We start from the raw sequence: 24,962 nt of genomic DNA on the forward strand, positions 1-24,962 counted from the left end.
GAAGGCGCCTCCGCAACCGGAGCGGAGCAAACGGCGCCAGGGACAGATTGGGAAACGCCCGATGCAAGACATTCTGGCCAAGTTGGAGTCGATGCGCGCCGGGGCGCGGCTGGGTGGCGGCGAGAAGCGCATCGCCGGCCAGCACGCCAAGGGCAAGCTGACCGCGCGCGAGCGCATCGACCTGTTCCTCGACGAGGGGTCGTTCGAGGAGTTCGACATGTTCGTCGAGCACCGCTGCATCGACTTCGGCATGGAAAGCCAGAAGGTCCCCGGCGACGGCGTCGTCACCGGCCACGGCACCGTCAACGGCCGCCTCGTCTTCGTCTTCAGCCAGGACTTCACGGTATTCGGCGGCTCGCTGTCCGAGGCCCACGCGGAGAAGATCTGCAAGATCATGGACCAGGCGCTGAAGGTCGGCGCTCCGGTGATCGGGCTGAACGATTCCGGCGGCGCCCGCATCCAGGAGGGCGTCGCCTCGCTCGGCGGCTACGCCGAGGTGTTCCAGCGCAACGTGGATGCGTCCGGCGTCATCCCGCAGATTTCCCTCATCATGGGGCCCTGCGCGGGCGGTGCTGTCTACTCGCCGGCGATGACCGACTTCATCTTCATGGTGAAGGACAGCTCCTACATGTTCGTCACCGGCCCCGACGTGGTGAAGACCGTCACCCACGAGGTCGTGACCGCCGAGGAGTTGGGCGGCGCCATCACCCACTCCACCAAGTCGGGTGTCGCCGATCTGGCCTTCGAGAACGACGTCGAGGCGCTGCTGCAACTGCGTCGCTTCGTCGATTTCCTGCCGGCGTCCAACCGCGAGAAGGCGCCGGTCCGGCCCTGCCACGACCCGCTCGACCGCCAGGATTTCTCGCTCGACACGCTGGTGCCGGAGAATCCGAACAAGCCCTACGACATGAAGGAGCTGATCCTCAAGATCGTCGACGAGGGCGACTTCTTCGAGCTTCAGCCGGAATACGCCAAGAACATCATCATCGGCTTCGCCCGCATGAACGGCTCGACGATCGGCATCGTCGCCAACCAGCCGATGGTGCTGGCCGGCTGCCTCGACATCGACAGCTCGAAGAAGGCGGCGCGCTTCGTGCGCTTCTGCGACGCCTTCGAGATCCCGATCCTGACCCTGGTCGACGTCCCCGGCTTCATGCCCGGCACCAGCCAGGAGTACAACGGCATCATCAAGCACGGCGCCAAGCTGCTCTACGCCTACGCCGAGGCCACGGTGCCGAAGGTGACCGTCATCACCCGCAAGGCCTACGGCGGCGCCTACGACGTGATGTCGTCCAAGCATCTGCGCGGCGACATCAACTACGCCTGGCCGACGGCGGAGATCGCCGTGATGGGCTCCAAGGGTGCCGTCGAGATCATCTTCCGGGCCGACATCGGCGACGCGGCGAAGATCGACGCCCGCACCGAGGAGTACAAGCAGAAGTTCGCCAACCCCTTCGTGGCGGCGTCGCGCGGCTACATCGACGACGTCATCATGCCGCACGGCACCCGGCGCCGCGTCACCAAGGCGCTGGCCATGCTGAAGAACAAGCAGCTCCAGACCCCCTGGCGCAAGCACGACAACATCCCGCTGTGAGGGCCGCCGGCATGTTCGAGAAGATTCTCATCGCCAACCGTGGCGAAATCGCCTGCCGCGTCATCCGCACGGCGCGCCGCATGGGCATCAAGACCGTCGCCGTCTATTCCGACGCCGACAAGAACGCGCTCCATGTCGAGATGGCCGACGAGGCCGTCCACATCGGCGCCGCCCCCTCGGCGCAGAGCTACCTGCTGATCGACCGCATCGTCGACGCCTGCAAGAAGACCGGCGCCCAGGCCGTGCATCCCGGCTACGGCTTCCTGTCGGAGAAGCGCGAGTTCCAGGAGGCGCTGGCCGCCAACGGCATCGCCTTCATCGGGCCGGACGCCCACGCCATCCAGGCGATGGGCGACAAGATCGAGTCCAAGAAGCTGGCCAAGGCGGCCGGCGTCTCCACCGTCCCCGGCTATCTCGGCGTCATCGCCGACGATTCGGAAGCGGTCACCATCGCCCGCGACATCGGCTATCCGGTGATGATCAAGGCGTCGGCCGGCGGCGGCGGCAAGGGCATGCGCGTCGCCTGGAACGACGAGGAGGCGCGCGAGGGCTTCCGCTCGGCCACCAACGAGGCGCGCTCCAGCTTCGCCGACGACCGCGTCTTCGTCGAGAAATACATCCAGCAGCCACGCCACATCGAGATCCAGCTTTTGGCGGACGGGCAGGGCACCTGCCTGTACCTGCACGAGCGCGAATGCTCGATCCAGCGCCGCCACCAGAAGGTCATCGAGGAGGCGCCGAGCCCCTTCCTCGACGCCGCCACCCGCAAGGCGATGGGCGAGCAGGCCGTCGCGCTGGCCAACGCGGTGCAGTACAAGTCGGCCGGCACCGTAGAGTTCATCGTCGACGCCGAGCGCAACTTCTACTTCCTGGAGATGAACACCCGCCTCCAGGTCGAGCATCCGGTCACCGAGCTGATCACCGGCCTCGATCTGGTCGAGCTGATGATCCGCGTCGCGGCGGGCGAGAAGCTGGCGCTGCGCCAGGAGGACATCAAGCTGGACGGCTGGGCCATCGAGGCGCGCGTCTACGCCGAGGATCCCTTCCGCAACTTCCTGCCCTCGACCGGCCGCCTCTCGCAGTACCGTCCGCCCGCCGAGGATCCCAACGTGCGCGTCGACACCGGCGTGTTCGAGGGCGGCGAGATCTCGATGTACTACGATCCGATGATCGCCAAGCTCTGCACCTGGGGCCCGACCCGCGACGAGGCGACGGCCCGCATGCGCGAGGCGCTCGACCAGTATTACATCCGCGGCGTCAGCCACAACATCCCGTTCCTCGCATCGCTGATGGCCAACCAGCGCTTCGTCGACGGCCGGCTGACCACCAACTTCATCGCCGAGGAATACCCCAACGGCTTCCACGCGTCGGATCTTCCGCCGGAGGATCCGGCGATCCTGGTCGCCGTCGCCGCGGTGATCCACCGCGCGCTCAACGACCGCGACATCCAGATCTCCGGCAAGCTGCCGGGCAACAAGGTCACGGTGCGCGACGACTGGGTGGTGGTGCTCGACGGCACGGCGCACCCGGTGCATCTGCACGAGGCCGGGGCCGAGGGGAAGCGCGTCGCCTACGCGGTGGAGATCGACGGCGCCCGCCACACCGTGCGCAGCGACTGGCACATCGGCGAGCCGCTGTTCCGCGGCACGGTCGACGAGCACACGGTCTGCGTCCAGGTCGACCGGCTGGGCATCGGCTACCGCCTGCACCATTCGGGCGCCCAGGCGGTGGTGAAGGTGCTGACGCCGAACGCGGCGCGGCTCGACGCGCTGATGCCGGTCAAGGCGCCGCCGGACATGTCGAAGTTCCTGCTGTCGCCGATGCCGGGCCTGCTGGTCTCGCTGGCGGTGGCGGAGGGCCAGGAGGTCAAGGCCGGCGAGGTGCTGGCCGTGGTCGAGGCCATGAAGATGGAGAACATCCTGCGCGCCGCGCAGGACGGCACCGTCGCGAAAATCCACGCAGCTCCGGGCAGCAGCCTGGCGGTCGATCAGAAGATCGTGGAATTCGCGTGAGGCTGTAGAAAAAGTTAGGGAGGAAACGCCCCATGATGACCAACGGTCTCGCTGTTGATCGTCGCTTCGCCCCGCTGCTGAGCCGTGTCGCGCCACGCGGCGGGGCCGGCACCGCACTTGCCACCGCCGTCACGGCGGCGCTGCTTGGCAGCCTGCTGCTGGCCGTCTCGGCCAAGGTGCAGGTGCCCTTCTGGCCGGTGCCGATGACCATGCAGAGCATGGTCGTCATCCTGCTCGGCATGGCCTACGGCAGCCGGCTTGCCGTGGCGACGGTCGGGCTCTACCTGCTGGAGGGGCTGTGCGGCCTGCCGGTGTTCGCCGGGGCGGGCGCCGGCCCGGCCTACATGGCGGGGCCGACGGCGGGTTATCTGCTCGGCTTCCTGCTGGCCGCCGGGGTGACCGGCCGGCTGGCGGAGCGCGGCTGGGACCGCAACCCGCTGACGGCGGTCGCGGCGCTGACCATCGGCCACGCGCTGCTGTTCGTGCCGGGCGTGGCGTGGCTCGGCGCGCTGTTCGGGATGGAGAAGGCGCTCGCCGTCGGGCTCTATCCCTTCTGGGCCGCCACCCTGCTGAAGACCGCGCTGGGCGCCACGCTGCTGTGGGCCGCCTGGGCGGCGCTTGGGAAGCAGCGGCAGGGCTGACGCCTTAAGCCCTTCTCCCCCTCGTGGGAGAAGGGTTGGGATGAGGGGGATTCCGCCGAAGGCGGAAAGAAGAGTTGCGGCCCCCTCACCCCAACCCCTCTCCCACGAGGGGAGAGGGGCCGAGTTGATACATTCATATTGCCTCGTTCACCGCCACATTCATCTAAGCCCGCTTTCCGCCAGGAGACGTCGATGACCGAGTTCCCGCAGAAGAGCCTTGCCGATTGGGACAAGCTGGCCGCCAAGGATCTCGGCGCCGACGGCGACCTGTCCAAGCTGGTCTGGAAGACCCCGGAGGGGCTCGACGTCAAGGCGCTCTACACCGCCGCCGACCTGGAGGGAATGGAAACGGACAGCCTGCCCGGCTTCGCCCCCTTCACGCGCGGGCCGCGCGCGACGATGTACGCGGTGAAGCCCTGGACCATCCGGCAGTACGCCGGCTTCTCGACCGCCGAGGAATCCAACGCCTTCTACAAGGCGAACCTCAAGGCCGGGCAGATGGGCCTGTCGGTCGCCTTCGACCTCGCCACCCACCGGGGCTATGACAGCGACCACCCGCGCGTGGTGGGCGACGTCGGCAAGGCGGGCGTGGCCATCGACAGCGTCGAGGACATGAAGATCCTGTTCCAGGACATCCCACTCGACAAGATGTCGGTGTCTATGACCATGAACGGCGCGGTGCTGCCGATCCTCGCCGGCTACATCGTCGCGGCGGAGGAGCAGGGCGTCAGCCAGGACAAGCTGAGCGGCACCATCCAGAACGACATCCTCAAGGAGTTCATGGTCCGCAACACCTACATCTACCCGCCCGAGCCCTCGATGCGGATCATCGCCGACATCATCGAGTACACCTCGCAGCACATGCCGAAGTTCAACTCGATCTCGATCTCCGGCTACCACATGCAGGAGGCCGGGGCGACGGCGGTCCAGGAACTGGCCTTCACTATCGCCGACGGGCTCGAATACGTCCGCGCCGCGATGTCGAAGGGGCTGCCGGTCGACAAGTTCGCGCCGCGCCTGTCCTTCTTCTTCTCCATCGGCATGAATTTCTTCATGGAGATCGCCAAGCTGCGCGCCGCGCGGCTGCTGTGGTCGACCCTGATGCAGCAGAAGTTCGCTCCGAAGGACGTGCGCTCGCTGGCGCTGCGCACCCACTGCCAGACCTCGGGCGTCTCGCTGACCGAGCAGGACCCCTACAACAACGTCATCCGCACCACCATCGAGGCGATGGCGGCGGTGCTCGGCGGCACCCAGTCGCTGCACACCAACGCCTTCGACGAGGCGCTCGGCCTGCCGACCAAGACCTCGGCGCGCATCGCCCGCAACACCCAGCTCGTCATCGCCGAGGAGACCGGCGTCACCAAGGTCGTCGATCCGCTGGGCGGCTCCTACTACGTCGAGAACCTGACCCACAGCCTCGCCAAGGCGGCGCTGGAGCTGATCGAGCGGGTCGAGGAGATGGGCGGCATGACCAAGGCGGTCGAGAGCGGCATGCCCAAGCTGCTGATCGAGGAGGCCGCCGCCCGCCGCCAAGCCGCCGTCGACCGCGGCGAGGAGGTGATCGTCGGCGTCAACAAGTACCGCCCGGCCGACCCGGAGATGGTGGACGTGCTCGACATCGACAACACTGCCGTCCGCGAATCGCAGATCGCGCGGCTGAAGGCGATCCGCGCCAGCCGCGACGAGGCCAGGTGCCGGGCGGCGCTCGACGCGCTGTCCCAGGCGGCGGCCGACAAGACCGGCAACCTGCTGGCGCTCGCGGTCGAGGCGACCCGCGCCCGCGCCACCGTCGGCGAGATCTCCGACGCGCTGGAGAAGGCGTTCACCCGGCATGTCGCGGTGATCCGCTCGGTGTCGGGCGTCTATGGCTCGGCCTATGACGGGGACGAGGGCTTCAAGAGGATCCAGGACGACATCGCCGCCTTCGCCACCGAGGAGGGCCGCCGGCCGCGCATCCTGGTGGTGAAGATGGGGCAGGACGGCCACGACCGCGGCGCCAAGGTGATCGCCACCAGCTTCGCCGACATCGGCTTCGACGTCGACATCGGGCCGCTGTTCCAGACCCCGGAGGAGGCGGCGCGGCAGGCGGTGGAGAACGACGTCCACGTCATCGGCGTCTCCTCGCAGGCCGCCGGCCACAAGACGCTGGTCCCGCAGCTGGTCGAGGAGCTGCGCCGCCAGGGCGCCGGCGACATCCTGGTGGTGTGCGGCGGCGTGATCCCGCCGCAGGATTACGATTATCTCCACAAGGCCGGTGCGGCGGCGATCTACGGTCCGGGCACCAACATCCCCAAGGCGGCGTCCGAGATCCTCGACATCCTGCGCAAGCGGAAGGTGGCGGCGTGAGTGGAGCAATGGGGAGGAAAGCGTCCTCCCCTTCTTGTTGATGCCGGCCCTCCCCTGGACAGTGCCGTTCCACGCGCCTAGAATCTGTTCGTGGATGGATTGCAGGAGGCGGCGATGACCTCGGGCGTGGCCAGGAAGGATGAGGTTTCCACGCCGGTGGAGGCCGTGGAAGGCAAGCCGCCTCGGCTGACGGAAGCCGAGAAGCAGCGTTGGATGGAGGAGAACCGCGAAGCTTTCGCGGCGTATGACGCTTTCGTCGAGAAATACGGCGTCTTCGGCGACGAACATCGGCTTTTTTTGATGCGGTTTCTGGATGTGTGCCGCAATCCGGCCGCCAACGGGAAGCCGGGCCATCCGATCCCGTACCTGCTTATCGTCCAAGGCGATTATGTCGCGGTGTCGACATCCCGCATCGTTGTGCCCCTGGCAAGGCCATCGGCCGCCGATCTTCCCATTCGGACCATCATGCCGACGATCATGGTCGGGGCCGAACCCTTCATCGCCGTCACGCCTCAGATGGGTTCGGTTCCCGTGACGCGGATCGGAGCGGTGGTAGGCTCGGCCCTTGAATTCCGTTCCGAAATCCGCCGCGCCATTGACGTGCTGACGGACGACTTTTGAGCGTCGCCGCCGAAACCGACCTCTACGCTCCGGTCAAAGCCTTCCTGGAAGGGCAGGGCTACGACGTGAAGGGCGAGATCCGCGGCTGCGACCTCGTCGCCACCCGCCCCGGCGGGCCGCCGGTCATCGTCGAGCTGAAGAAGCGCTTCACGCTGGATCTGGTCCTTCAGGGGGTCGACCGGCTGGCGCTGACCGATCTGGTCTATCTGGCGGTGCCGCAGCCGGGGCGACGGGTCGCCGGGCCGTCGCCGCTCGACACCGATGTGAAGAAGCTGTGCCGCCGGCTCGGGCTCGGGCTGCTGATCGTCGATCCGGCGCGGGCGGAGGGGCATTGCGTGACGGTGCTGCTCGACCCGGTTCCCTACACGCCGCGCAAGGACAAGACGCGCACGACCCGGCTGCTCGGCGAGCACGCGCGGCGCGTCGGCGACCCCAACCGGGGCGGCTCGACCCGCGTGCCGATCGTCACCGCCTACCGCCAGGACGCGCTGCGCTGCGCCCGGCTGCTGCGCGGCGGCCCGCTGACGGTGGCCGCGCTCCGGGCCGCCGGGGCGCCGAAGGACGTCGCCGCCATCCTGCAACGCAACGTCTATGGCTGGTTCGAGCGGGTGGCGCGCGGGACCTATGCCCTCACCCCCGCCGGGCTCGCCGGGATGGAGGGCTTCGCCCACGCGCTGGCCGAAGCGTGACCTTTTCCCTGGCTTGCCCTTATGATGGGCGGAGCCAGCCACAAGCGGGGACCGTCCGCCGTGACCGACTACATCAGCCATCTGGTGGTGTTCTTCGTCGTCGTCGATCCGCCGGGGCTGGTGCCTCTCTTCATCGCGCTGACGCGCGGCTTCGACACCCGGCACAAGCGCATCATCGCCCTGCGCGGCACCGCCATCGCCTTCGCCGTGCTGGTCTTCTTCGCCTATTTCGGCAAGGTCGTGCTGGAGACGCTCTCCATCGGGATGCCGGCCTTCCGCATCGCCGGCGGGGCGCTGCTGTTCTGGATCGCCTTCGAGATGCTGTTCGGCAGGCGTTCCGAACGCAAGGAGCGCGACACCGGCGAGGCGATGACCGACGAGGACGCCCACGACGTCGCCGTCTTCCCGCTGGCGGTGCCGCTGATCGCCGGGCCGGGCGCCATCACCTCGATCCTGCTGCTGATGGACCGGGCGGGCGGCACGGTGGCGGGACAGGCGGCGGTGCTGGGCGCGGCGGCGACCGTCATCGGCGGAGTGGCGCTGATCCTGCTCGGCGCCGATCTGGTGCGGCGGGCGCTGGGGCGCACCGTCATCCACACGGTCAGCCGGGTGCTCGGCATCGTGCTGGCGGCGCTCGCCGCGCAGACGATCATTTCCGGCATCACCAGCGTCTACCCGCCCCACTGAAGCCGTCCTGACGGCTGCGTCCGTTTGCCGCACTGACCCAGATGGAGGGCGGAGGGAACCGCTCTCCCGGTTGCGGCGTTCCCCCGGGACGACGCGCCGTGCCCCCGCCCGGCGCGCTCCAGCCCTGCTGCGCCGGGAGGAAGACGGGCCATGGATCTCGATCCGCTGATGCTGTCGCGCATCCAGTTCGCCTTCACCATCTCCTTCCACATCCTGTTTCCCAGCTTCACGGTCGGGCTCGCCTGCTGGATCGCGCTGCTGGAGGCGCTGTGGGTCGGCACCGGCAAATGGATCTACCGCAGCCTGTCGGAGTTCTGGACGAAGATCTTCGCCCTGTCCTTCGGGCTGGGTGTGGTGTCGGGCATCGTCATGTCCTACCAGTTCGGCACCAACTGGAGCCGCTGGTCGGACACCGTCGGCAACGTGCTGGGCCCGCTGATCCAGTACGAGGTCGTCACCGCCTTCTTCCTGGAGGCCGCCTTCCTCGGCATCCTGCTGTTCGGGCGCGACCGGGTGCCGCGCGGCATCCACCTGATGGCGGCCTGTTTGGTGGCGCTGGGGACGGTGCTGTCCTCCTTCTGGATCCTGTCGGCCAACAGCTGGATGCACACGCCGGCCGGCTTCGAGATCCGCGACGGGCGCTATTTCGTCACCGACTGGTGGCGGGTGGTGTTCAACCCGTCCTTCCCCTACCGGCTCGCCCACATGCTGACGGCGATGTTCCTGACCACCAGCTTCGTGGTGGCCGGCATCAGCGCCTGGTACCTGCTGAAGCACAAGCACCACGAGCACGCCCGGCTCGGCCTCGGCATGGCGCTGGGGATGGTCACGCTGCTGGCGCCGCTGCAAATCGTCATCGGCGACCTGCACGGGCTCAACACGCTGGAGCACCAGCCGGCCAAGATCGCCGCCATGGAAGGCAGCTGGGAAGGCGGCCCGCGCGCGCCGCTGATCCTGTTCGCCATTCCCGACCCGGCCACCGAATCCAACCGCTGGGAGGTCGGCATCGACGGGCTGTCGAGCCTGATCCTGACCCACGACCTGAACGGCTCGGTCCCCGGCCTGAAGCAGTTCCCGCCGGACGAGCGGCCCGACCCGCGCCTGATCTTCTGGACCTTCCGGCTGATGGTCGGGATCGGGCTGCTGATGCTGACGGTCGCGGTGATCCATCTGGTGTTGCGGCTGCGCGGGCGGCTCTACAGCACGCCCTGGTTCCACCGGATCCTGGTGGGGTGCATGCCGGTCGGTTTCGTCGCCATCCTCGCCGGCTGGTTCACGACGGAGGTCGGGCGCCAGCCCTGGGTCGTCTACGGCCATCTGCGCACCGCCGACGCGGTGACGCCGGCGCTGACCGGTGAGGCGGCGCTCGCCTCGCTGCTGACCTTCGTGGTGGCCTACACGATCATCTACGGGGCGGGGACCTTCTACCTGATCCGCCTGCTCGGCATCGGGCCGGCCGACCGGCCGCCGCTGCCCGACCCGCTGGCGCCGGAGGGCGCGCAATGGATCAAGCGGCCGATGGCGGCCACCGAGGAACCGGCCCGCATCATCGCCAAACCGGGGGAGTGAACCGCCATGGACGGAAGCGAAGGAAGCCTCCTGACCCTCGCCTGGGTCGGCATCGTCGGGTTCGCGGTGTTCATGTATGTGCTGATGGACGGGTTCGACCTCGGCATCGGCATCCTCTACCCCTTCGTCCCGCGCGAGGAGGACCGCGATACCATGATGAACAGCGTGGCGCCGGTGTGGGACTTCAACGAGACCTGGCTGGTGCTGGGCGGGGCGGGGCTGTTCGCCGCCTTCCCGATCGCCTACGCGGTGGTGCTGCCGGCGATGTATCTGCCGTTGCTGGTCATGCTGGTCGCGCTGATCTTCCGCGGCGTCGCCTTCGAGTTCCGCTTCAAGGCGATGGCGCAACGGCACTGGTGGAACCGTTCCTTCTTCGTCGGCTCGCTGCTGGCGACCTTCGCGCAGGGGGTGGTGCTGGGCTCCTTCCTCCAGGGCATCCCGGTCGAGGGGCGCGACTTCGCCGGGACGATGCTGCACTGGCTGACCCCCTTCAGCCTGTTCTGCGGGGTGGCGCTGGTCTTCGGCTACGCGCTGCTGGGGGCGACCTGGCTGATCTGGCGGACGGTCGGCCGTTTGCAGGACTGGTGCTTCCGGGCGTCGCGGCGGCTGATGGGCTTCGTGCTGGCCGCCGTCGCCGTGGTCAGCCTGTGGACGCCCTTCCTGCTGCCGGAGATCGCGCAGCGCTGGTTCTCGATGCCGAACCTGATCCTGCTGTCGCCGGTGCCGCTGGTCACGGCCGGGCTGGCGGTGGCGCTGTGGCGGGCGCTCGACAACGGGCGGGAACGGGCGCCCTTCTTCCTGGCGATGGCGCTGTTCGGCCTGTCCTATCTGGGGCTGGCCATCAGCCTGTGGCCGACGCTGATCCCGCCCTCGGTGACGGTGTGGCAGGCTGCCTCGCCGCCGGAGACACAGGTCTTCCTGCTGGTCGGCATGGCCTTCCTGATCCCGTCGATCCTGGCCTACACCGCTTACTCCTACTGGGTCTTCCGCGGCAAGGTCACGGGGAGCTTCGGTTATCATTGAGCCCCGCCGCCGCCTTGCCCTAAAAAGGCCGACGGACGGAAGGAGAGGGTGCCTATGGACATCGACATCAGCTTTGCCGAGGCGATGCTGCGCCGGGGCGCCGGCCTGTTGCAGGAGACGGAAGCGGCGGAGGGCGGACGGACGGACGCCTTGGCCGGCGGCGAGCCCTTCGCCTTCCTGGCGCGGCTGCTGGCGACCGCGGCGGCGACCGACGCGCCGCTGGTGGTGCTGAGCGAGGGCGGCCATCCCGATCTGTTCGACACGGCCGGCCGCCGGGCCGGCGAGCCGCTCGGCACGCGGGCCGGCCGGCTCGCCGCGACGCGCCAGGCCGAGCGCGCCACCATGTACGAGTTCGACGGCACCGGCCCGCTGACCGGCAACCGGATCGTCGCCGCCCTGCTGCGGCCGGAGGAGCGCGACGATCTGCTGGATGTCTATGTCGCGGTCGGCCGGCTGCGCGGCGGCGAGGCGCAGCTGACGGTCGCCCCGGCGCTGCTGCGTTTCGACGCGGCGGTGCTGGGGACGACGCTGGGGCTGATCGGCGACGCGGCCTTGCGCAGCGTCAACGCGGCGACGGCGGCGCTGGCCCACGCTTCCGCCATTCTGCCGATGCCGGGCCACGAGGAGGGCGGCATGCCGGCGGCGCTGCTCGACCTCTACTGGCACGCCCTGACGCTGGCCTCGGTTCGCAGCGAGGGCGGGCTGGCCGGGGGCGGGCTGGCCGGCCTGCCGGTGCAGGGTAACGCCTGAGCGGCGTGGATGATGGGCCTGTTCGGCAGGCAAGCTTCCGCATCGTCCAGGCATCGTCATGCCCGGTCAACGCCCCTCACACCGTCAGGAACACCTTGGTGGCCGGCAGGCGTTGGGCGCGCTCCGGCTCCGGCTTGGCGCTGCCGATCGCCTTGCCGGAGATGAGCACCGCCCCCGCCGCCGTCATCTGGCGGCAGGCGACGCTGCCGTCGACGTTGGACGCCCACACCTCGAAGCCGGCCTGGGAGGCCGCCTTCACCGCCTCCTGCACCGCCTGGGCCATGCGGTCGCGGCGCAGCCCGGTGTTGTGCAGCAGCGCGGCGTCGAGATGGAGGATGTTGACCCCCAGGGGTCTCAGCGCCGGCAGGCGGGGGTCGTTGACGTCCAGTTCGGTGGCGATGGTGCCGCCGATGGGGGTCAGCTTGGCGATGATGTGGCGCAACAGGCCGGTCGGCACCCGGTCGTCGATGCCGGTCAGAAGGAAGCCGATCTGTCCCCGCGTCAGCAGCCTGGCGGCGTCGTCGAGCTGGCGCTCCACCTTGTAGGCGCCGATCTCCTGGAACACCGGCAGCGCCAGCGGGACGATGACCGTGCCCGCCTTGCGTCCGATCTCCGGCGAGGCGGCGGCGGCCATCTGGTCGCGCACCGCCGTGTCGATCAGGTGGCATTGCAGGTCGCACATCATCGCGTCGGCGGCTCCGCGCAGCAGCGTGCGCTCCTCCGGCACGAAGGCGCCGTCGACGCGGCGGCGGCAGCGGATGCGGGAGCCGACCACCGTCTGGCTGCGCGAATCCCACAGCGGCAGGTAATCGATGCGCATCGTCGCGGCAATGTCGGCGAAGGTTTCGCGCGGTGGCTGCCCGTCGGCCCCGTCGCGCAGCGCGCTGGCGAACAGCGTCTTCAGGGTGCGGCTCAGCTCCGGATCGCCGGCGGGGGCGTCGTCGGCGTCCCCACCCCCGCTTCCACCGGAGGCGGCGGGCGCCGCGTCGATGGCGCCGCCCGGCCGGCCGGTCAGCTGGGTCTTGCCCAGGGCGTGGGTCAGCCGGGTGCGCAGCAGCGTCATGCGGTCGGCCGCCTCGGCGCGGTCGGTGGTGGCCAGCACCATCAGGCGCGTGCCGGCGCCCAGATCCAGCATCACATCCGAATCGGTCAGCGTCTCGGCCAGCACCCGCCCGACCACCGAGGCGATCTTGGCGCGGGCGCTGGCCGGCAGGTTGGCGTGGTCGCGGTGGATGTCCTCGGGCGAGAGCAGGAAGACGCGCCCCTTCAGCGACTCGCCCGCGATGTCGGCGATGCGTTCCAGCGGGGTCGGCGGCGGTGGCTGGCCCGTCCCGTCGTCGATGCCGCTCTCGCGCTTCAGCCCCTTGAACAGGCGAACGAACTGCTTCTGCTTGAGATCGACGGCCTGGCGCGAGCGGGCGAGCCGCGCCTCCACCGTGGCGACCAGCACGCGGCGGTCGACCGGCTTGGTCAGATAATCGTCGGCGCCGGTCTCGCGGCCGGCGATCACGTCCTCGCGATCGGTCAGGGCGGTCAGCAGGACAATCGGCATCTCGGCGAGGTCGGGATGCCCGGTGCGCACCGCCGCCAGCATCTGCAAACCGGTCATCACCGGCATCGAGATGTCGGACAGCACGAGGTCGGGGGGGGCCCGCTCGATCAGCGACAGCGCGTCCCGCCCGTTCGCGGCGGTGGCGATCTCGTGCCCGGCGTGGGTCAGCACGATCTCCAAATTGTCCCTCAGGTCGATCTCGTCCTCGACCAGCAGTATCCGGGCCATGGCGCCTTGTGTCCTTCCCTGGTCGGGTTCCGGTCTAGAGCGGATCGCGTAAAACCGGAATCGGTTTGGAGCGTGAATCCGCTCGTCATCAAAAGGCTAAAGTTTCGTGCGTTTCTTATTAAACGCACGAAACTTTAGCGTGTCGGGATGCCGCTCAACGGCAGGTGCAGGGTGAAGACGCTGCCGCGCCCGACCTCGCTGCGCACCTCGATCCGTCCGCCATGCAGACGGGTGAGCTGGCCGGCGAGGTAGAGGCCGATGCCCGTGCCGGCGATGCCGCTGGCGGTCGAGGCGCGGAAGAACTTGTCGAACAGCCGGGGGATCTCGTCGGGCGGGATGCCGACCCCCTCGTCGGACACGGCGACCAGCGCCTCGTCCCCGGCCGTCACCGCCTGGACCAGCACGCGGTCGCGGCCCGGCGAGTATTTGACGGCGTTGTTCAGCAGGTTGGCCAGGGCGAGGTCGAGCATGCGGGGGTCGGCGGTGAGCGCTCCCGGCAGCCGGCCGGTCTCCAGCTCGATCCGGTGGCCGGAGCCGGCGCTCTGCACGCGCTCGACCACGGCGCGCAGCAGCGATTCCAGATCGACCGGCTCCGGCTTGGCCACGAGCCCGCCACCCTCCAGCCGGGAGACGCTGAGCACGCTCTCCATCAGCTCGGTCATGCGGGCGACCGAATCGCGGATCATGGCGAAGCGCTTGGCGCGCTGCGGCTCGGTGATCTGGTAGGGACCGGCCAGGATCTCGCAGGCGCTGTCGATGATGGCGAGCGGGGTGCGGAACTCGTGGCTGACCATGGCGACGAACTCGCGCTGCTGCTTGGCGGCGGCGCGCTCGCGCTCCAGCGCGTTGCGGGTGATCTCGGCCTGCCGGACCAGCTCGCGTTCGGCCCGGTGCAGGCGGTGCTGGCGCAGGCCGGCCTCGACCGCCTCGATGACATCCTCGATCGGCGCCGGCTTGTTCAGGAAGCGGAAGACATGGCCGCGGTTGACCGCCTGCACCGCGGTGTCCTGGTCGGCGTTGCCGGTCAGCATGACGCGCACGGCGTCGCCGTGGCGCCGGGCGCATTCGGTCAGGAACTGCACGCCGTTCATGCCGGGCATCCGCATGTCGGCGATGATGACGGCGACGTCCGGCTCGCCGTCGAGCAGGGCCAGCGCCTCCTGCCCGCCGAGCGCGGTCAGCAGGGTGTAGCGCCGGCCGAGATGCCTCCGGTAGCCGGACAGCACGTTGGGATCGTCGTCGACCAGCAGAATCTTGTCGTGTCGGTCCGGCATCCCCTGCGCCCCTCATCCTTGGGATGAGAGAAAGGTGTGCAGGTTCCATGCCGCCCGCCAAGACAGAATTGACGGCGGCTGGGTGTCATGCCGCAGGAAAAAGGGACGCCGGCCTTCGCGAAACGCGCTGCAAATTGCCACGACCCGGATGCCGTTTCGCAAGCGGGACGATGGGGCTGGCCGCCGCGGGCTGGCCGCCGCGGGCTTGACGCTTGTCAAGGCGGGCGGCGACACTCGGTCGCAGGATGGCGGCATCGAACCGGAACAAACGCCCCGGAGACCGCCCGCCATGACCGCCCCGACGACCTCATCCCCCGGCTTCGCCGCCGGTCCCGCCCGCGACCGGACGCCCGTGCTGTTCCGCTACGGCTTCCGCCCCTTCTTCCTGCTGTCCGGAATTGCCGCCTGCGGCCTGATCGCCGCGTGGGTCGCGGTGCTGATCACCGGCGCCTGGCCGGCCGGTCCGGTCGGGGCCGCCGCGTGGCACGGCCACGAGATGCTGTTCGGAACCATCGTCGCCGCCGTCGCCGGCTTCCTGCTGACCGCCGTGCCGAGCTGGACCGGGACGACGGCGCTGTCCGGCGCTCCGCTGGCCGGGCTGACCGTGCTGTGGCTGGCCGGGCGATTCGCCGTCTTCCCGTGGTCCGGGGTGCCGCAGCCGCTGGCGGCGCTGGTCGACCTCGCCTTCCTGCCGGCCCTGGGCGTGGCGCTGGCCCGGCCGCTGCTCGCCGCCGGCAAGCTGCGCAACAGCGCCTTCCTGGTCCTGCTGGCGCTGCTGACGCTGGCCAACCTGCTGATCCATCTGGAATGGCTGGGTGTGGTCGCGGACGGAATCCAGCCCGGCGTCACGCTGGGGCTGGGCATCGTCCTGATGATGGTGACGGTGATCGGCGGGCGCATCCTGCCGGCCTTCACCCGCAACGGGCTGGGCGCCCAGGGGCACAGGGTGCGCTCCTGGCCCTGGGTGGAGCGCGTGGTTCTGGCATCCACCCTGCTGCTGGTCCTGGCCGAGCCCTTCGTACCCGGCGGTGCCGCGCTCGGGCTGCTGATGCTGGCGGCGGCGCTGGCCCACGCGGTGCGGCTGGCCGGCTGGCAGGGCTGGCGGGCGTGGCGCTCGCCGATCCTGTGGGTGCTGCATCTCGGTTATCTGTGGATCCCGGCCGGGCTGACGCTGAAGGCGCTGCACCATCTGGCCGACATCCCGGCCGCCGCCGGTCTGCACGCGCTGACCGCCGGCGCCTTCGCCACCCTGATCCTGGCGGTGATGAGCCGCGCCTCGCTCGGCCACACCGGGCGGCCGCTGGTGGCGTCCTCCGTGACGGTGGCCGCCTATCTGCTGCTGACCGTGGCGGCGCTGGCCCGCACCGCCTCGCCGCTGCTGCCCGTGGAATGGCTGTGGCCGGCGTTGCAGGGCGCCGGGCTGGCCTGGGTCGCCGCCTTCGCGCTCTACCTCGTGGCCTACGCGCCGGTCCTGCTCCGCCCGCGCGCCGACGGCCGGCCGGGCTAAGCAAGGGAGTCTCCGACGCGCCGTTCCCGCTCCGGATCGTCATGCCCGGCCTTGTGCCGGGCATCCACGACCGCAAGCCACAGCGCAAAGGGGGCTGTGTGGATGGCCGGCGCGAGCCCGGCCGGGACGGATTGGGCGAGGGTCTGTCTGGACGGCGGTGCCGGGCCGGGAGACCGCGAGGCGGCGGCACGTCACTGTGGGTGACGGTTGATCGCCAGCGTCACCTCAGGTGACGGTCGATCGCCTCGTTCATCTCGGTCTCGCGGAAGGGCTTGGATAGCACCGGGCGGTGCTGGTGCGCGGCCGGCAGGCCGGCGGCGCCGTGGCCGGTGGTGAAGAGGAAGGGGATGTTGCGTGCGCTCAGCGCGTCGGCCACCGGATCGACCCGCTCGCCGCGCAGGGTGACGTCGAGCAGGGCGGCGTCGATGCCGCCCTCGGCGATCAGCGCCAGAGCTTCCGCCACCGTGCCGGCCGGTCCGACGACGCCGACATTCTGGGTCTCCAGGGAGTCCTCAATGGCCATCGCGACGAGAGGCTCGTCCTCGACGAGCAGGATTCGCAAAGGCTTCTGTGGGGAGGATTCCATGTGGTGCTCGGCTGGTGGACAGAAGTGGAGGTCGGACGAGAGCTTTCGCGGGGGCCGGTCCCTTTGTCCACCCCGACCTTGGTCATCCTCCTTAGGGACAGCTTGCGCCCCGTCCCCCATCATCCCAGATCGTCCAGCGCCTGTTGCAGCGAGGGGTAGAGCGCCTCGACCAGCGACCCGTCGGCCCGCACCGGGACCGGCAGCGTGTCGGCTCCGACCAGCGCGCGGGAGAGCGTCAGGCCCCCGACCTCGATGTAGCCGCCGCGCTCGCCATACTGCCCGACGATCCAGTCTGGCGCCTCCGGGTCGCCGTCCAGCCCGTTGTGGTGCGACACCAGCGCGTGGCCGCCGCCATCCCCGGCGCGGCGGTACCAGGCGTGGGCCCCGTCGCCGAGGTCGAGCGGGCGGAAGCCGGCGCCGGCCATCCGCTCCCGCACCTCGGCCCGTGCGTCCTGGGGGACGCCGTGGCTCCGGCCCTCCGGCGGGTCGCCGCCCGCCTGCCCGGCCTGGTGCCGGTTGTCGTTCAGGGGGTGAAACCGTTCCGCAGCGTCGCTCATGTCCGTTCGCCGACCGTGATCCATGACGAAACAACAGCGCAGCGGCCGGTTTGTGCCGGACGCGTTCGGGGGTGTGCGTTCGGGGCGGGTGTTCCGGGGGAATGGGGCCGTCAGCCGCTTCAACCGTTTGTCCCAGCAAACTGGTTGGTGGAAATCTTCCAGAAATCACGCTTTGATTGTGTGATCCTTCGCTATCACTCCACTACTCTCCGTCCCTTCGTGCCGCTATTACCAGGGAACCTCCCCGTGTCCGGAAGCCTTCTCCTCTCGGCGACCCAACGCGCCATCCAGCGCCTGCGCGACCACAGCCGCCAGTGCGACAGCGTCGAGGCCCGTGGCTGCCTGATCGCGACGGAGCGCTGGCTGGTCCACATGCTGCTGCGCGAGGAGGAGCGCGAGGCGGGCATCCCCGGAGCCAGCCTTCCCTGAACCGTGTTCCCTGAAACGGCAACGGCCCCTTCCCGGTGGGAAGAGGCCGTCGCGGCGTCCGGCCCCCTTGTTCGTCCGATCAGCCGAGGGAGGCGATCTCCCCGGCGCGCTTGGAGTTGGCGGCGGCGTGGTGGTCCTTGGCGAGGACCGTGTAGACCGCCGGCAGGACGAACAGGGTGAACAGCGCGCCGATCAGCATGCCGGCGACGATCACCAGACCGATGGAGAAGCGGCTGGCCGCACCGGCGCCGGCGGCGATCAGCAGCGGCACCAGCCCGACCACCATCGCCGCCGTCGTCGTCAGGATCGGGCGCAGGCGCACGCGGGCGGCGCCCTCCTCACACCCGCTCGAAGATCGCGGCGATGCCTTGGCCGCCGCCGATGCACATGGTCACCAGCGCGTAGCGGCCGCCGGTGCGGTGCAGTTCGTGGATGGCCTTCACCGTGATGATGGCGCCGGTCGCCCCGACCGGGTGGCCGAGCGAGATGCCGGAGCCGTTCGGGTTGACCTTGGCCGGGTCGAAGTCCAGCTCGCGGATCACCGCGCAGGCCTGCGCCGCGAAGGCCTCGTTGGATTCGATGACGTCGAGGTCGGCGACCGACAGACCGGTGCGCTCCAGCACCTTGCGGGTCGCCGGGACGGGGCCGATGCCCATGTAGTCCGGCTCGACGCCGGCGTGGGCGTAGCCGACCAGACGGGCCAGCGGCTTCAGCCCGAGCGCCGCCGCGCGGGCGCCCGACGCCAGCACCACGGCGGCGGCGCCGTCGTTGAGGCCCGACGCGTTGCCGGCCGTCACCGATCCGTCTTTCTTGAAGACCGGCTTCATCGCCGCCAGCGCCTCGGGCGTGACACCGGCGCGGACATGCTCGTCGGTGTCGAAGACCACCGTGCCCTTGCGGGACGCGATCTCGACCGGGACGATCTGCTCCTTGAAGCGGCCCTCGGCGATGGCCTGGGCGGCGCGGCGCTGGCTTTCCGCCGCCAGCGCGTCCTGCGCGGCGCGGTCGATGCCGTAGCGCGCCGCGACGTTCTCGGCGGTGACGCCCATGTGAATCTTCTTCCACGGGTCGTGCAGGATGCCGTTCATGTAGTCGACCAGCCCGCCGTCGCCCAGCCGCGTGCCCCAGCGCGCGGTCGGCATGATGTAGGGGCCGCGGCTCATCGATTCCGCGCCGGCGCCGATGGCGACGTCGCAGTCGCCGAGCGCGATCGCCTGCGCCGCCGAGACGATGGCCTGGAGGCCCGAGCCGCACAGCCGGTTGACGTTGAAGGCCGGGGTCTCCAGCGGGATGCCGGCGTCGATGGCGGCGACGCGGCTGAGATAGGCGTCGCTGGTGTCGGTCGGGATGACGTTGCCCATCACCAGATGGCCGATGGCGTCAGGGGCGGCGCCCGACCGCTCCAGCGCCGCCTTGACCGCGACGGTCGCCAGCTTGGTCAGGGGCACGTCCTTCAGGCTGCCGCCGAAGCCGCCGATGGCGGTGCGGGCGGCGCCGACGATGACGATGTCGTTCTGCATGATGGTCCTGCTTCTCCGGTTGGTTCTTGTGTTGGCCCGTCGTCGCCCGGTGTCGTCCTTGCGGTCAGCGTCCGCGGAACACCGGCTTGCGCTTGGCCAGGAAGGCGGCGATGCCCTCGCGGAAATCCTCGCTGGCGGCGGTGGCACGGAAGGTCTCCCCCTCGTCGTCGAGCTGACGGTCGAGCGTGCTGGTCCAGGACTGGCGCATCAGCCGGCGGATCCCGGCGTAGGAGAGGGTCGGGCCGGCGGCCAGACGGGCGGCCAGCTTGGCGGTCTCCTCGGCCAGCGACGCGGCCGGCACCACCCGGTTGACGAGGCCGAGCCGCAGCGCCTCGGCGGCGTCGACGCTGTCCGACAGCATGGCCAGTTCCATCGCCCGGCGCAAGCCGACCAGACGCGGCAGGTGGTAGGTGCCGGAGCCGTCCGGCGTCGCGCCGATGCGGGCGTAGGCGAGGTTGAAGGCGGCGTCGTCGGCGGCGATGCAGAGGTCGGCGGCACAGGCGACGCTCATCCCCGCCCCGGCGACCGGGCCATGGACCGAGGCCAGCACCGGCGCCTTCAGCCCGTCGAGGACGCGCAGGGCGGCGTGCAGGGAATCGATGATCGCGCCGGCGACCTCCGGGGCCCTGGCCGGATCGGCGTTGAAGCGGGCGAGATCGCCGCCGGCCATGAAGCCGCGCCCGTTGCCGGCGATGACCAGCACGCGCGTCTCCGCATCCTCCGCCACCGCCCGGCAGGCGTCGAGGAGGGCGGCGGCCATCTCCTCGTCCAACGCGTTGAGGACGGTGGGACGGTTCAGGCGGATCCAGGATACGGTGCCCTCGCGGGACAGGAGCACCGGCGCTGCGGCTTCGGTCATCACACACTCTCCAGGCAGGAAGCACATCCGGACGATCCCTACCTTCCGGAATGCAGGTTACTTGAAAGTAGCCTATGGCGATCCGCGATTACCGTCAATGGGCGGGACAAACAATCAGCGCCCTTGAATCAAGTGCTTTCCTGTTTCAAGAGTCCTTCTCCCGCAAGCGGAGAGGGGACCTCCGGCGATGGCTCTGTCGGAGGCTGGCTGGAAACAACGTTGCGTGAAAAGCTGCGTAATTTCAGTTTGTCATGCTTTGGTTGAGTTGCGACACAACCGGAAGCTATCAGTGGCCAGGGCTGAAATCACGCGCCCGAAGCATCATCGGGGCGGACTGCGCCATGCAAGCGATGCGGAATGGGCGGTGATTTCCCGTGACCTGTCTGGCCTCTGCCGGCGCGGGCGCCCTTACCGCGTGGCCTTGCGCGAGGTGGTGAACGCCACATCCTCCACATTGGGCAGACCGGCTGCCAATGGCAACTTCCGCCCAGGGATCTTCCAGCGTTCACGACAGTGGCAGGGAAACTGACGCCTTGCCAAGGGCTTCGAGGCAACCGTCGAACGCGCCTTGGCGTGGCTCTTCATCGCCAGTGTCAAAATGCTCGTCCGGCGCGCTGCGCGAACGTGACTACAGCCAGAGCGATACAGTTTTAAACTCTGACGCAATGGCGAAAATTTAATCGCACCCACTATTTGTATTGAAAAATTAAGTGGATTCTCCCTTATATCTCAATGAGCGCCAGACAGTTATATCTGTTCCATGGCTTTCCGGTTGAGTTGTCGGCTGTGATCGACCGCTTTTCTCTATCAATCCATCGTTACGAGCGGATCGCATAACAGGGCCAAGCGCTCGAGCTTCACTTGGCTTCTCAAGTCCGGTTTTCCAAACGTCATCTGGTGTGAAATACTCTTTTGCTTCCGCCACGCTCTTAATTGCTGCATATGCTTTTTTCCTCCATTCGCTATCTGTCATTTTTTCTTCTCTCGTATTGATCGTATATTAAATACGCCATCAGCACAAATAAGACGCATGAATCTTACTTATGCTAATGTTCAATTATCATATTATATGATCAACTGTGATAAACATCAAGTGTAAGAATAGATTTTTGGCAATACTTTAGAGTCTGAATTCTTGAGCGTTTGGTTTTCGACGGCCCATTCACTCCAGCGCCAGCACCGGGCCGAAGGCGACCTCCAGGCTGGTTTCGTGGAGGCCGAGCTTGGCCGGGTTGCCGGGCGTGAGGTTGGTGGCGCGGATCAGTCGGCGGCGGATGCGGCCATCCACCATGTCCACGTCCAGGACGTTGACGCAGCCGTAATCCTGCTCGAAGGCGCACAGCCCGCCGAGCCCGGCGCCGCAGGCCCAGGACAGCAGCACGCGGTTCACCCCGTCATGGGCGAACAGCGCCAGAGTCGTCCAGCCCGGTTCCAGCAGCAGACGCTCGAAGCCGGCGACGACCCGCTCATAGACCGCCGCGAAATTGTCGCCGCCGGCAAAGCAGGCGCCCTCCAGCGCGGCGTTCTCGAAGCCGTAGACATAGGCGGCCTCGCGATTCTCGCGGGGGACGCCGGTCAGCCGGCCGGCGCGGATCTCCAGGAAGGAGGGATCCTCCTCCACCGTCAGGCCGCGCCCCTCGACCGCCAGCTCGGCGGTCTGGCGGGTGCGCGGCAGGCCGGAGCAGACCACGCGGTCGAGCGGCACCGCCGCCAGCAGGGCGCCGGCCGCCCGCGCCTCCTCCCGGCCACGGTCGGTCAGCGGCGCCAGCTTCGGGTTCAGCGGCCGGCCCTCGGCGTCGTAATAGGCGACGTGGCCGTGCCGCATGACATACACGCGGCGGCGGGCGGCGGTGCCGGCCAGCGGCGGAAAAAGGGACGGGGAAGCCGCGCTCATCGTCCGGCCGCCAGCAGCTTGGGGTTGGACACCGCCAGCCGCGCCCGCGTCAGGTCGAACAGCACACGGCGCAGCGCCGCCTGCGGTCCGGCGGCGTCGAAGCGGCCGTCGGTAATGGCGGCGCACAGGCGGGGCACCAGCACCGCCAGGGGCACCGACAAAGCGCCCTCCTCGCCGATCAGGCCGCCGACGGCGGCGGCCAGCGCCGGTTCGGCCTTATCGCCGGCCGCAAGCTCGCGCTCCGCCGTCGCCAGCGCGTTGGCGATCATCAGGGCGGTGAAGCGCTGCTCGGCCGGGACCAGCGGCAGGATTGAATCCCGGAAGCTGCTGAGCGCGATGGCGACGAGGTCGCGGGCGTCGGGTTCGTCGTTGATCATGGCTTTCCCACTCCCGTCCAATCGGACGCAATCGCGTCCAGATGCCGCAGCAGATCCAGCTCGATCTCCGGCAGCATCCGGCCGGTCAACGCCAGCTCCAGAGACGGCTCGGTGCCGGAGCTGTGGCGCATCCCCTGCTGGAGCGCCACGGTGGCCCAGCGCAGATAGGCCGCCGTCTCCCAATAGGCGACCGCGCGCTCGTCCACCGGGCGCCCGGCGGTCTCCTCGTAGCCGGCGTAGAGGTCGGCGCGGTCGGCGATGCCGCCGGCCTCGCGGTCGTAACGGCCGAAGCGCCAGCAGGCGGCGCAGAACCAGGCCAGATCCTCCATCGGGTCGGACCAGCCGGCGAATTCCCAGTCGATGATGGCGGTGAGCCGGCCGTCCTCGACCATGTAGTTGCCGGTGCGGTAGTCGCGGTGGCAGAGCACCAACTCGCCCGGCTCCGGCGCGTTGACGGTCAGCCAGCGCAGCCCGAGGGCCAGCACCGGGTCGGTCTCGGCGAAGCGGCCCATCCAGCGCCGGTAGTCGGCGATGCATTGCAACGCCGCGCTCGGGGCGGGCAGGGGCAGGAACTCCAGCCCCGGCGCGCCCGGCCTCACCTGATGGATGCGGCCGAGCTGGCGGCCAAGCTCGCGCGCCAGCGCGCGCTGCGGCTCGGCGTTCTTCACCACGCGGAAACCGGCGGCGACGCCGCGCGCGCGGGTCATGATGTAGAAGGGCGCGCCGAGCAGGGCCGGGTCGGCGCCGATGAACAGCGGCTCCGGCACCGTCGCCCCGGTGGCGAAGGCGCGCTTGAGGACCGCCGCCTCCTCCGCCTTGTCGAGGCTGGCCGAGACGCCGGACGCCGAGCCGGTGCGCAGCACGCAGGCGTGGTGTCCGGCCCGCGGACCGCCGTCGATGTCCAGCGTCACCGCGAGGTTGAGTGAGATCGCCCCGCCGCTCAGCCGGCCCTCGTCGGTCACCGTGACGCGACGCGCCCCGGCCCGCGCCGCCAGCCAGGGCTCCAGCGCGGCCTTGCGGGCGTCGTCGAGGAAGGGGGCGCCGCTCACGACCAGCTCCAGAAATCGTCGCCCTCGGCCAGATAGCTGCGGCTCAGCACCATCTTGTGGACCTCGGACGCGCCATCGACCAGCCGGGCCTGACGGGCGTAGCGGTAGATCCATTCCAGCACGGTGTCGCGGGAATAGCCGCGCGCGCCGCAGAGCTGGATCGCCGTGTCGGCCGCCTTGTGCAGCGTGTCGGCGACCTGCACCTTGGCCATCGACACCTCCTTGCGGGCGAAGCTGCCGCTGTCCAGCGCGGCGGCGGCCTTCATGGTCAGCAGCCGGCCGATCTCGATCTGCATCGCCGCCTCGCCCAGCATCCACTGCACGCCCTCATGCTCGGCCAGCGGGATGCCGAAGCTTTCGCGCTCCTTCACATAAGATCCCGCGATCTCCAGGCAGCGCTTGGCGAGGCCGGTCCAGCGCATGCAGTGGGTCAGGCGCGCCGGGCCCAGCCGGATCTGCGTCGCCTTCAGCCCGTCGCCGACCTTCATCAGGACGTTCTCGTCGGGGATCTCCAACCCGTCGAAGGTCAGCTCGCAATGGCCGCCATGCTCCTCCGGCCCCATGATCGGGATGCGGCGGTCGATGCGCCAACCCGGCTGGTCCTTGTCGAACAGGAAGGCGGTCAGCCCCTTGCGCGGGTCGTCGGAGGTGCGGGCGATCAGGATGAAGTGCCGCGCCCCGTCGGCCCCGGTGGTGAACCATTTGCGGCCGTTGATCACCCAGCGGTCGCCCTTGCGCTCCGCCGTCGTCTTCATCATCGACGGGTCGGAGCCGCCGCCGGGGTGCGGCTCGGTCATCACGAAGGAGCTGCGGACCTTGCCCGCGACGATCGGCGCCAGCCAGCGCTCCTTCTGCGCCGGGGTGCCGACCATGCTGAGCAGCCGCATGTTGCCGTCGTCGGGCGCCGAGCCGTTGAAGCAGACCGGCCCGAAGATGGAGCGGTTCATCTCCTCGTAGCAGGCGGCGACGCCGATCATCGGCAGCCCCTGGCCGCCGACCTCCCTGGGCAATTGCAGCGTCCACAGCCCGGCGGCCTTGGCCTTGGCGCGCAGCGCCTCCAGCGGCGCCTCGGCGATGTTCTCGTGCTCGTCCCAGTTGGCCCGGTCGGCCTCGACGGGCAGGATCTCCTCCTCGACGAAGGCGCGGACGCGGCGCCGGTAGTCCTCGATGGCGGGCGGCAGCGTGAAGTCCATGATGA

The 24,962-nt window shown here is 69.2% G+C and carries 22 protein-coding genes and 2 pseudogenes; 13 read left to right on the forward strand and 11 right to left on the reverse strand.

The annotated features are described in order from the left end of the window. Window positions 1-61: 61 nt before the first annotated feature. The 10 genes from JN22_RS32160 (at window position 62) to JN22_RS32205 (ending at window position 11,932) form a co-directional block, all read left to right on the forward strand. Window positions 62-1,594: an acyl-CoA carboxylase subunit beta gene (locus JN22_RS32160; protein WP_085557963.1), complete on the forward strand. Its 1,533-nt coding sequence runs from the start codon at window positions 62-64 to the stop codon at window positions 1,592-1,594. A gap of 11 nt (window positions 1,595-1,605) precedes the next feature. Beyond that, window positions 1,606-3,606: an acetyl-CoA carboxylase biotin carboxylase subunit gene (locus JN22_RS32165; RefSeq protein WP_085557964.1), complete on the forward strand. Its 2,001-nt coding sequence runs from the start codon at window positions 1,606-1,608 to the stop codon at window positions 3,604-3,606. A gap of 32 nt (window positions 3,607-3,638) precedes the next feature. Beyond that, the gene (locus tag JN22_RS32170) at window positions 3,639-4,247 is read left to right on the forward strand and encodes a biotin transporter BioY (protein ID WP_223678005.1); all 609 of its coding nucleotides are present in this window, start codon (window positions 3,639-3,641) and stop codon (window positions 4,245-4,247) included. Between the two features lie 192 nt (window positions 4,248-4,439). After that, a complete protein-coding gene (gene scpA, locus JN22_RS32175; protein WP_085557965.1) occupies window positions 4,440-6,593 on the forward strand; it encodes a methylmalonyl-CoA mutase in 2,154 nt (717 codons plus the stop codon). A 114-nt stretch (window positions 6,594-6,707) separates the two neighbouring features. Continuing rightward, window positions 6,708-7,214, forward strand: coding sequence for a CcdB family protein (locus JN22_RS32180; protein ID WP_085557966.1), 507 nt, complete (start codon window positions 6,708-6,710; stop codon window positions 7,212-7,214). Then, window positions 7,211-7,903 carry a DUF2161 domain-containing phosphodiesterase gene (locus JN22_RS32185; protein ID WP_085557967.1) on the forward strand — a complete coding sequence of 231 codons (693 nt, stop codon included), beginning with the start codon at window positions 7,211-7,213 and terminating at the stop codon, window positions 7,901-7,903. Before JN22_RS32180 ends, JN22_RS32185 begins: the two co-directional genes overlap by 4 nt. 60 nt (window positions 7,904-7,963) lie before the next feature. Continuing rightward, window positions 7,964-8,590 carry a MarC family protein gene (locus tag JN22_RS32190; protein WP_223678006.1) on the forward strand — a complete coding sequence of 209 codons (627 nt, stop codon included), beginning with the start codon at window positions 7,964-7,966 and terminating at the stop codon, window positions 8,588-8,590. A 150-nt stretch (window positions 8,591-8,740) separates the two neighbouring features. Then, window positions 8,741-10,159, forward strand: coding sequence for a cytochrome ubiquinol oxidase subunit I (locus tag JN22_RS32195; protein ID WP_085557968.1), 1,419 nt, complete (start codon window positions 8,741-8,743; stop codon window positions 10,157-10,159). A 6-nt stretch (window positions 10,160-10,165) separates the two neighbouring features. Then, complete coding sequence (gene cydB, locus JN22_RS32200) at window positions 10,166-11,182, forward strand: cytochrome d ubiquinol oxidase subunit II (protein WP_085557969.1); 1,017 nt, start codon at window positions 10,166-10,168, stop codon at window positions 11,180-11,182. Window positions 11,183-11,236: 54 nt separating this feature from the next. Next, on the forward strand, window positions 11,237-11,932 hold the full coding sequence (locus JN22_RS32205; RefSeq protein ID WP_085557970.1) for a hypothetical protein: 696 nt from the start codon (window positions 11,237-11,239) through the stop codon (window positions 11,930-11,932). A gap of 76 nt (window positions 11,933-12,008) precedes the next feature. Here the strand turns inward: JN22_RS32205 and JN22_RS32210 are convergent, their stop codons facing one another. Next, entirely contained in the window at window positions 12,009-13,712 is a 1,704-nt protein-coding gene (locus tag JN22_RS32210) for a response regulator transcription factor (RefSeq protein ID WP_085557971.1), read from the reverse strand. Window positions 13,713-13,846: 134 nt separating this feature from the next. Further along, window positions 13,847-14,986, reverse strand: a complete 1,140-nt coding sequence (locus JN22_RS32215; RefSeq protein WP_085557972.1) for a hybrid sensor histidine kinase/response regulator — start codon at window positions 14,984-14,986, stop codon at window positions 13,847-13,849. Between the two features lie 289 nt (window positions 14,987-15,275). On the opposite strand from JN22_RS32215, the gene JN22_RS32220 reads away from it, so the two are divergent. Next, complete coding sequence (locus JN22_RS32220) at window positions 15,276-16,493, forward strand: NnrS family protein (RefSeq protein ID WP_085557973.1); 1,218 nt, start codon at window positions 15,276-15,278, stop codon at window positions 16,491-16,493. A 220-nt stretch (window positions 16,494-16,713) separates the two neighbouring features. On the opposite strand, the gene JN22_RS32225 is transcribed toward JN22_RS32220, so the two are convergent. Next, the gene (locus tag JN22_RS32225) at window positions 16,714-17,079 is read right to left on the reverse strand and encodes a response regulator (protein WP_085557974.1); all 366 of its coding nucleotides are present in this window, start codon (window positions 17,077-17,079) and stop codon (window positions 16,714-16,716) included. A gap of 119 nt (window positions 17,080-17,198) precedes the next feature. Then, complete coding sequence (locus JN22_RS32230) at window positions 17,199-17,636, reverse strand: hypothetical protein (RefSeq protein ID WP_085557975.1); 438 nt, start codon at window positions 17,634-17,636, stop codon at window positions 17,199-17,201. A gap of 246 nt (window positions 17,637-17,882) precedes the next feature. On the opposite strand from JN22_RS32230, the gene JN22_RS32235 reads away from it, so the two are divergent. Beyond that, complete coding sequence (locus tag JN22_RS32235) at window positions 17,883-18,065, forward strand: hypothetical protein (RefSeq protein WP_085557976.1); 183 nt, start codon at window positions 17,883-17,885, stop codon at window positions 18,063-18,065. Between the two features lie 79 nt (window positions 18,066-18,144). On the opposite strand, the pseudogene JN22_RS32240 reads toward JN22_RS32235, so the two are convergent. The 3 genes and pseudogenes from JN22_RS32240 to JN22_RS32250 form a co-directional block, all read right to left on the reverse strand. Then, window positions 18,145-18,402 (reverse strand): annotated as a pseudogene (locus tag JN22_RS32240) (efflux RND transporter permease subunit); the annotation flags it as partial. A gap of 1 nt (window position 18,403) precedes the next feature. Beyond that, on the reverse strand, window positions 18,404-19,585 hold the full coding sequence (locus JN22_RS32245) for an acetyl-CoA C-acyltransferase family protein (protein ID WP_085557977.1): 1,182 nt from the start codon (window positions 19,583-19,585) through the stop codon (window positions 18,404-18,406). Between the two features lie 64 nt (window positions 19,586-19,649). Then, on the reverse strand, window positions 19,650-20,444 hold the full coding sequence (locus JN22_RS32250; RefSeq protein ID WP_085557978.1) for an enoyl-CoA hydratase/isomerase family protein: 795 nt from the start codon (window positions 20,442-20,444) through the stop codon (window positions 19,650-19,652). Window positions 20,445-20,973: 529 nt separating this feature from the next. Here JN22_RS32250 and JN22_RS32255 point away from each other — a divergent pair. Beyond that, window positions 20,974-21,072 (forward strand): annotated as a pseudogene (locus JN22_RS32255) (IS5/IS1182 family transposase); the annotation flags it as partial. A gap of 534 nt (window positions 21,073-21,606) precedes the next feature. Here JN22_RS32255 and JN22_RS32260 read toward each other — a convergent pair. From JN22_RS32260 to JN22_RS32275, 4 genes are read right to left on the reverse strand one after another with little or no spacing between them, the layout of a single operon-like run. Then, entirely contained in the window at window positions 21,607-22,338 is a 732-nt protein-coding gene (locus JN22_RS32260; protein WP_085557979.1) for a histidine phosphatase family protein, read from the reverse strand. Further along, window positions 22,335-22,715, reverse strand: a complete 381-nt coding sequence (locus JN22_RS32265; RefSeq protein WP_085557980.1) for a DUF6285 domain-containing protein — start codon at window positions 22,713-22,715, stop codon at window positions 22,335-22,337. Before JN22_RS32265 ends, JN22_RS32260 begins: the two co-directional genes overlap by 4 nt. Then, window positions 22,712-23,764 carry a phosphotransferase family protein gene (locus tag JN22_RS32270; protein ID WP_085557981.1) on the reverse strand — a complete coding sequence of 351 codons (1,053 nt, stop codon included), beginning with the start codon at window positions 23,762-23,764 and terminating at the stop codon, window positions 22,712-22,714. Before JN22_RS32270 ends, JN22_RS32265 begins: the two co-directional genes overlap by 4 nt. After that, window positions 23,761-24,957 (reverse strand): acyl-CoA dehydrogenase family protein, encoded by a 1,197-nt coding sequence (locus JN22_RS32275; protein WP_085557982.1) that lies wholly within the window; start codon window positions 24,955-24,957, stop codon window positions 23,761-23,763. Before JN22_RS32275 ends, JN22_RS32270 begins: the two co-directional genes overlap by 4 nt. Window positions 24,958-24,962 lie beyond the last annotated feature (5 nt).

Source organism: Azospirillum agricola (assembly GCF_020005195.1).
Classification (GTDB): domain Bacteria; phylum Pseudomonadota; class Alphaproteobacteria; order Azospirillales; family Azospirillaceae; genus Azospirillum; species Azospirillum agricola.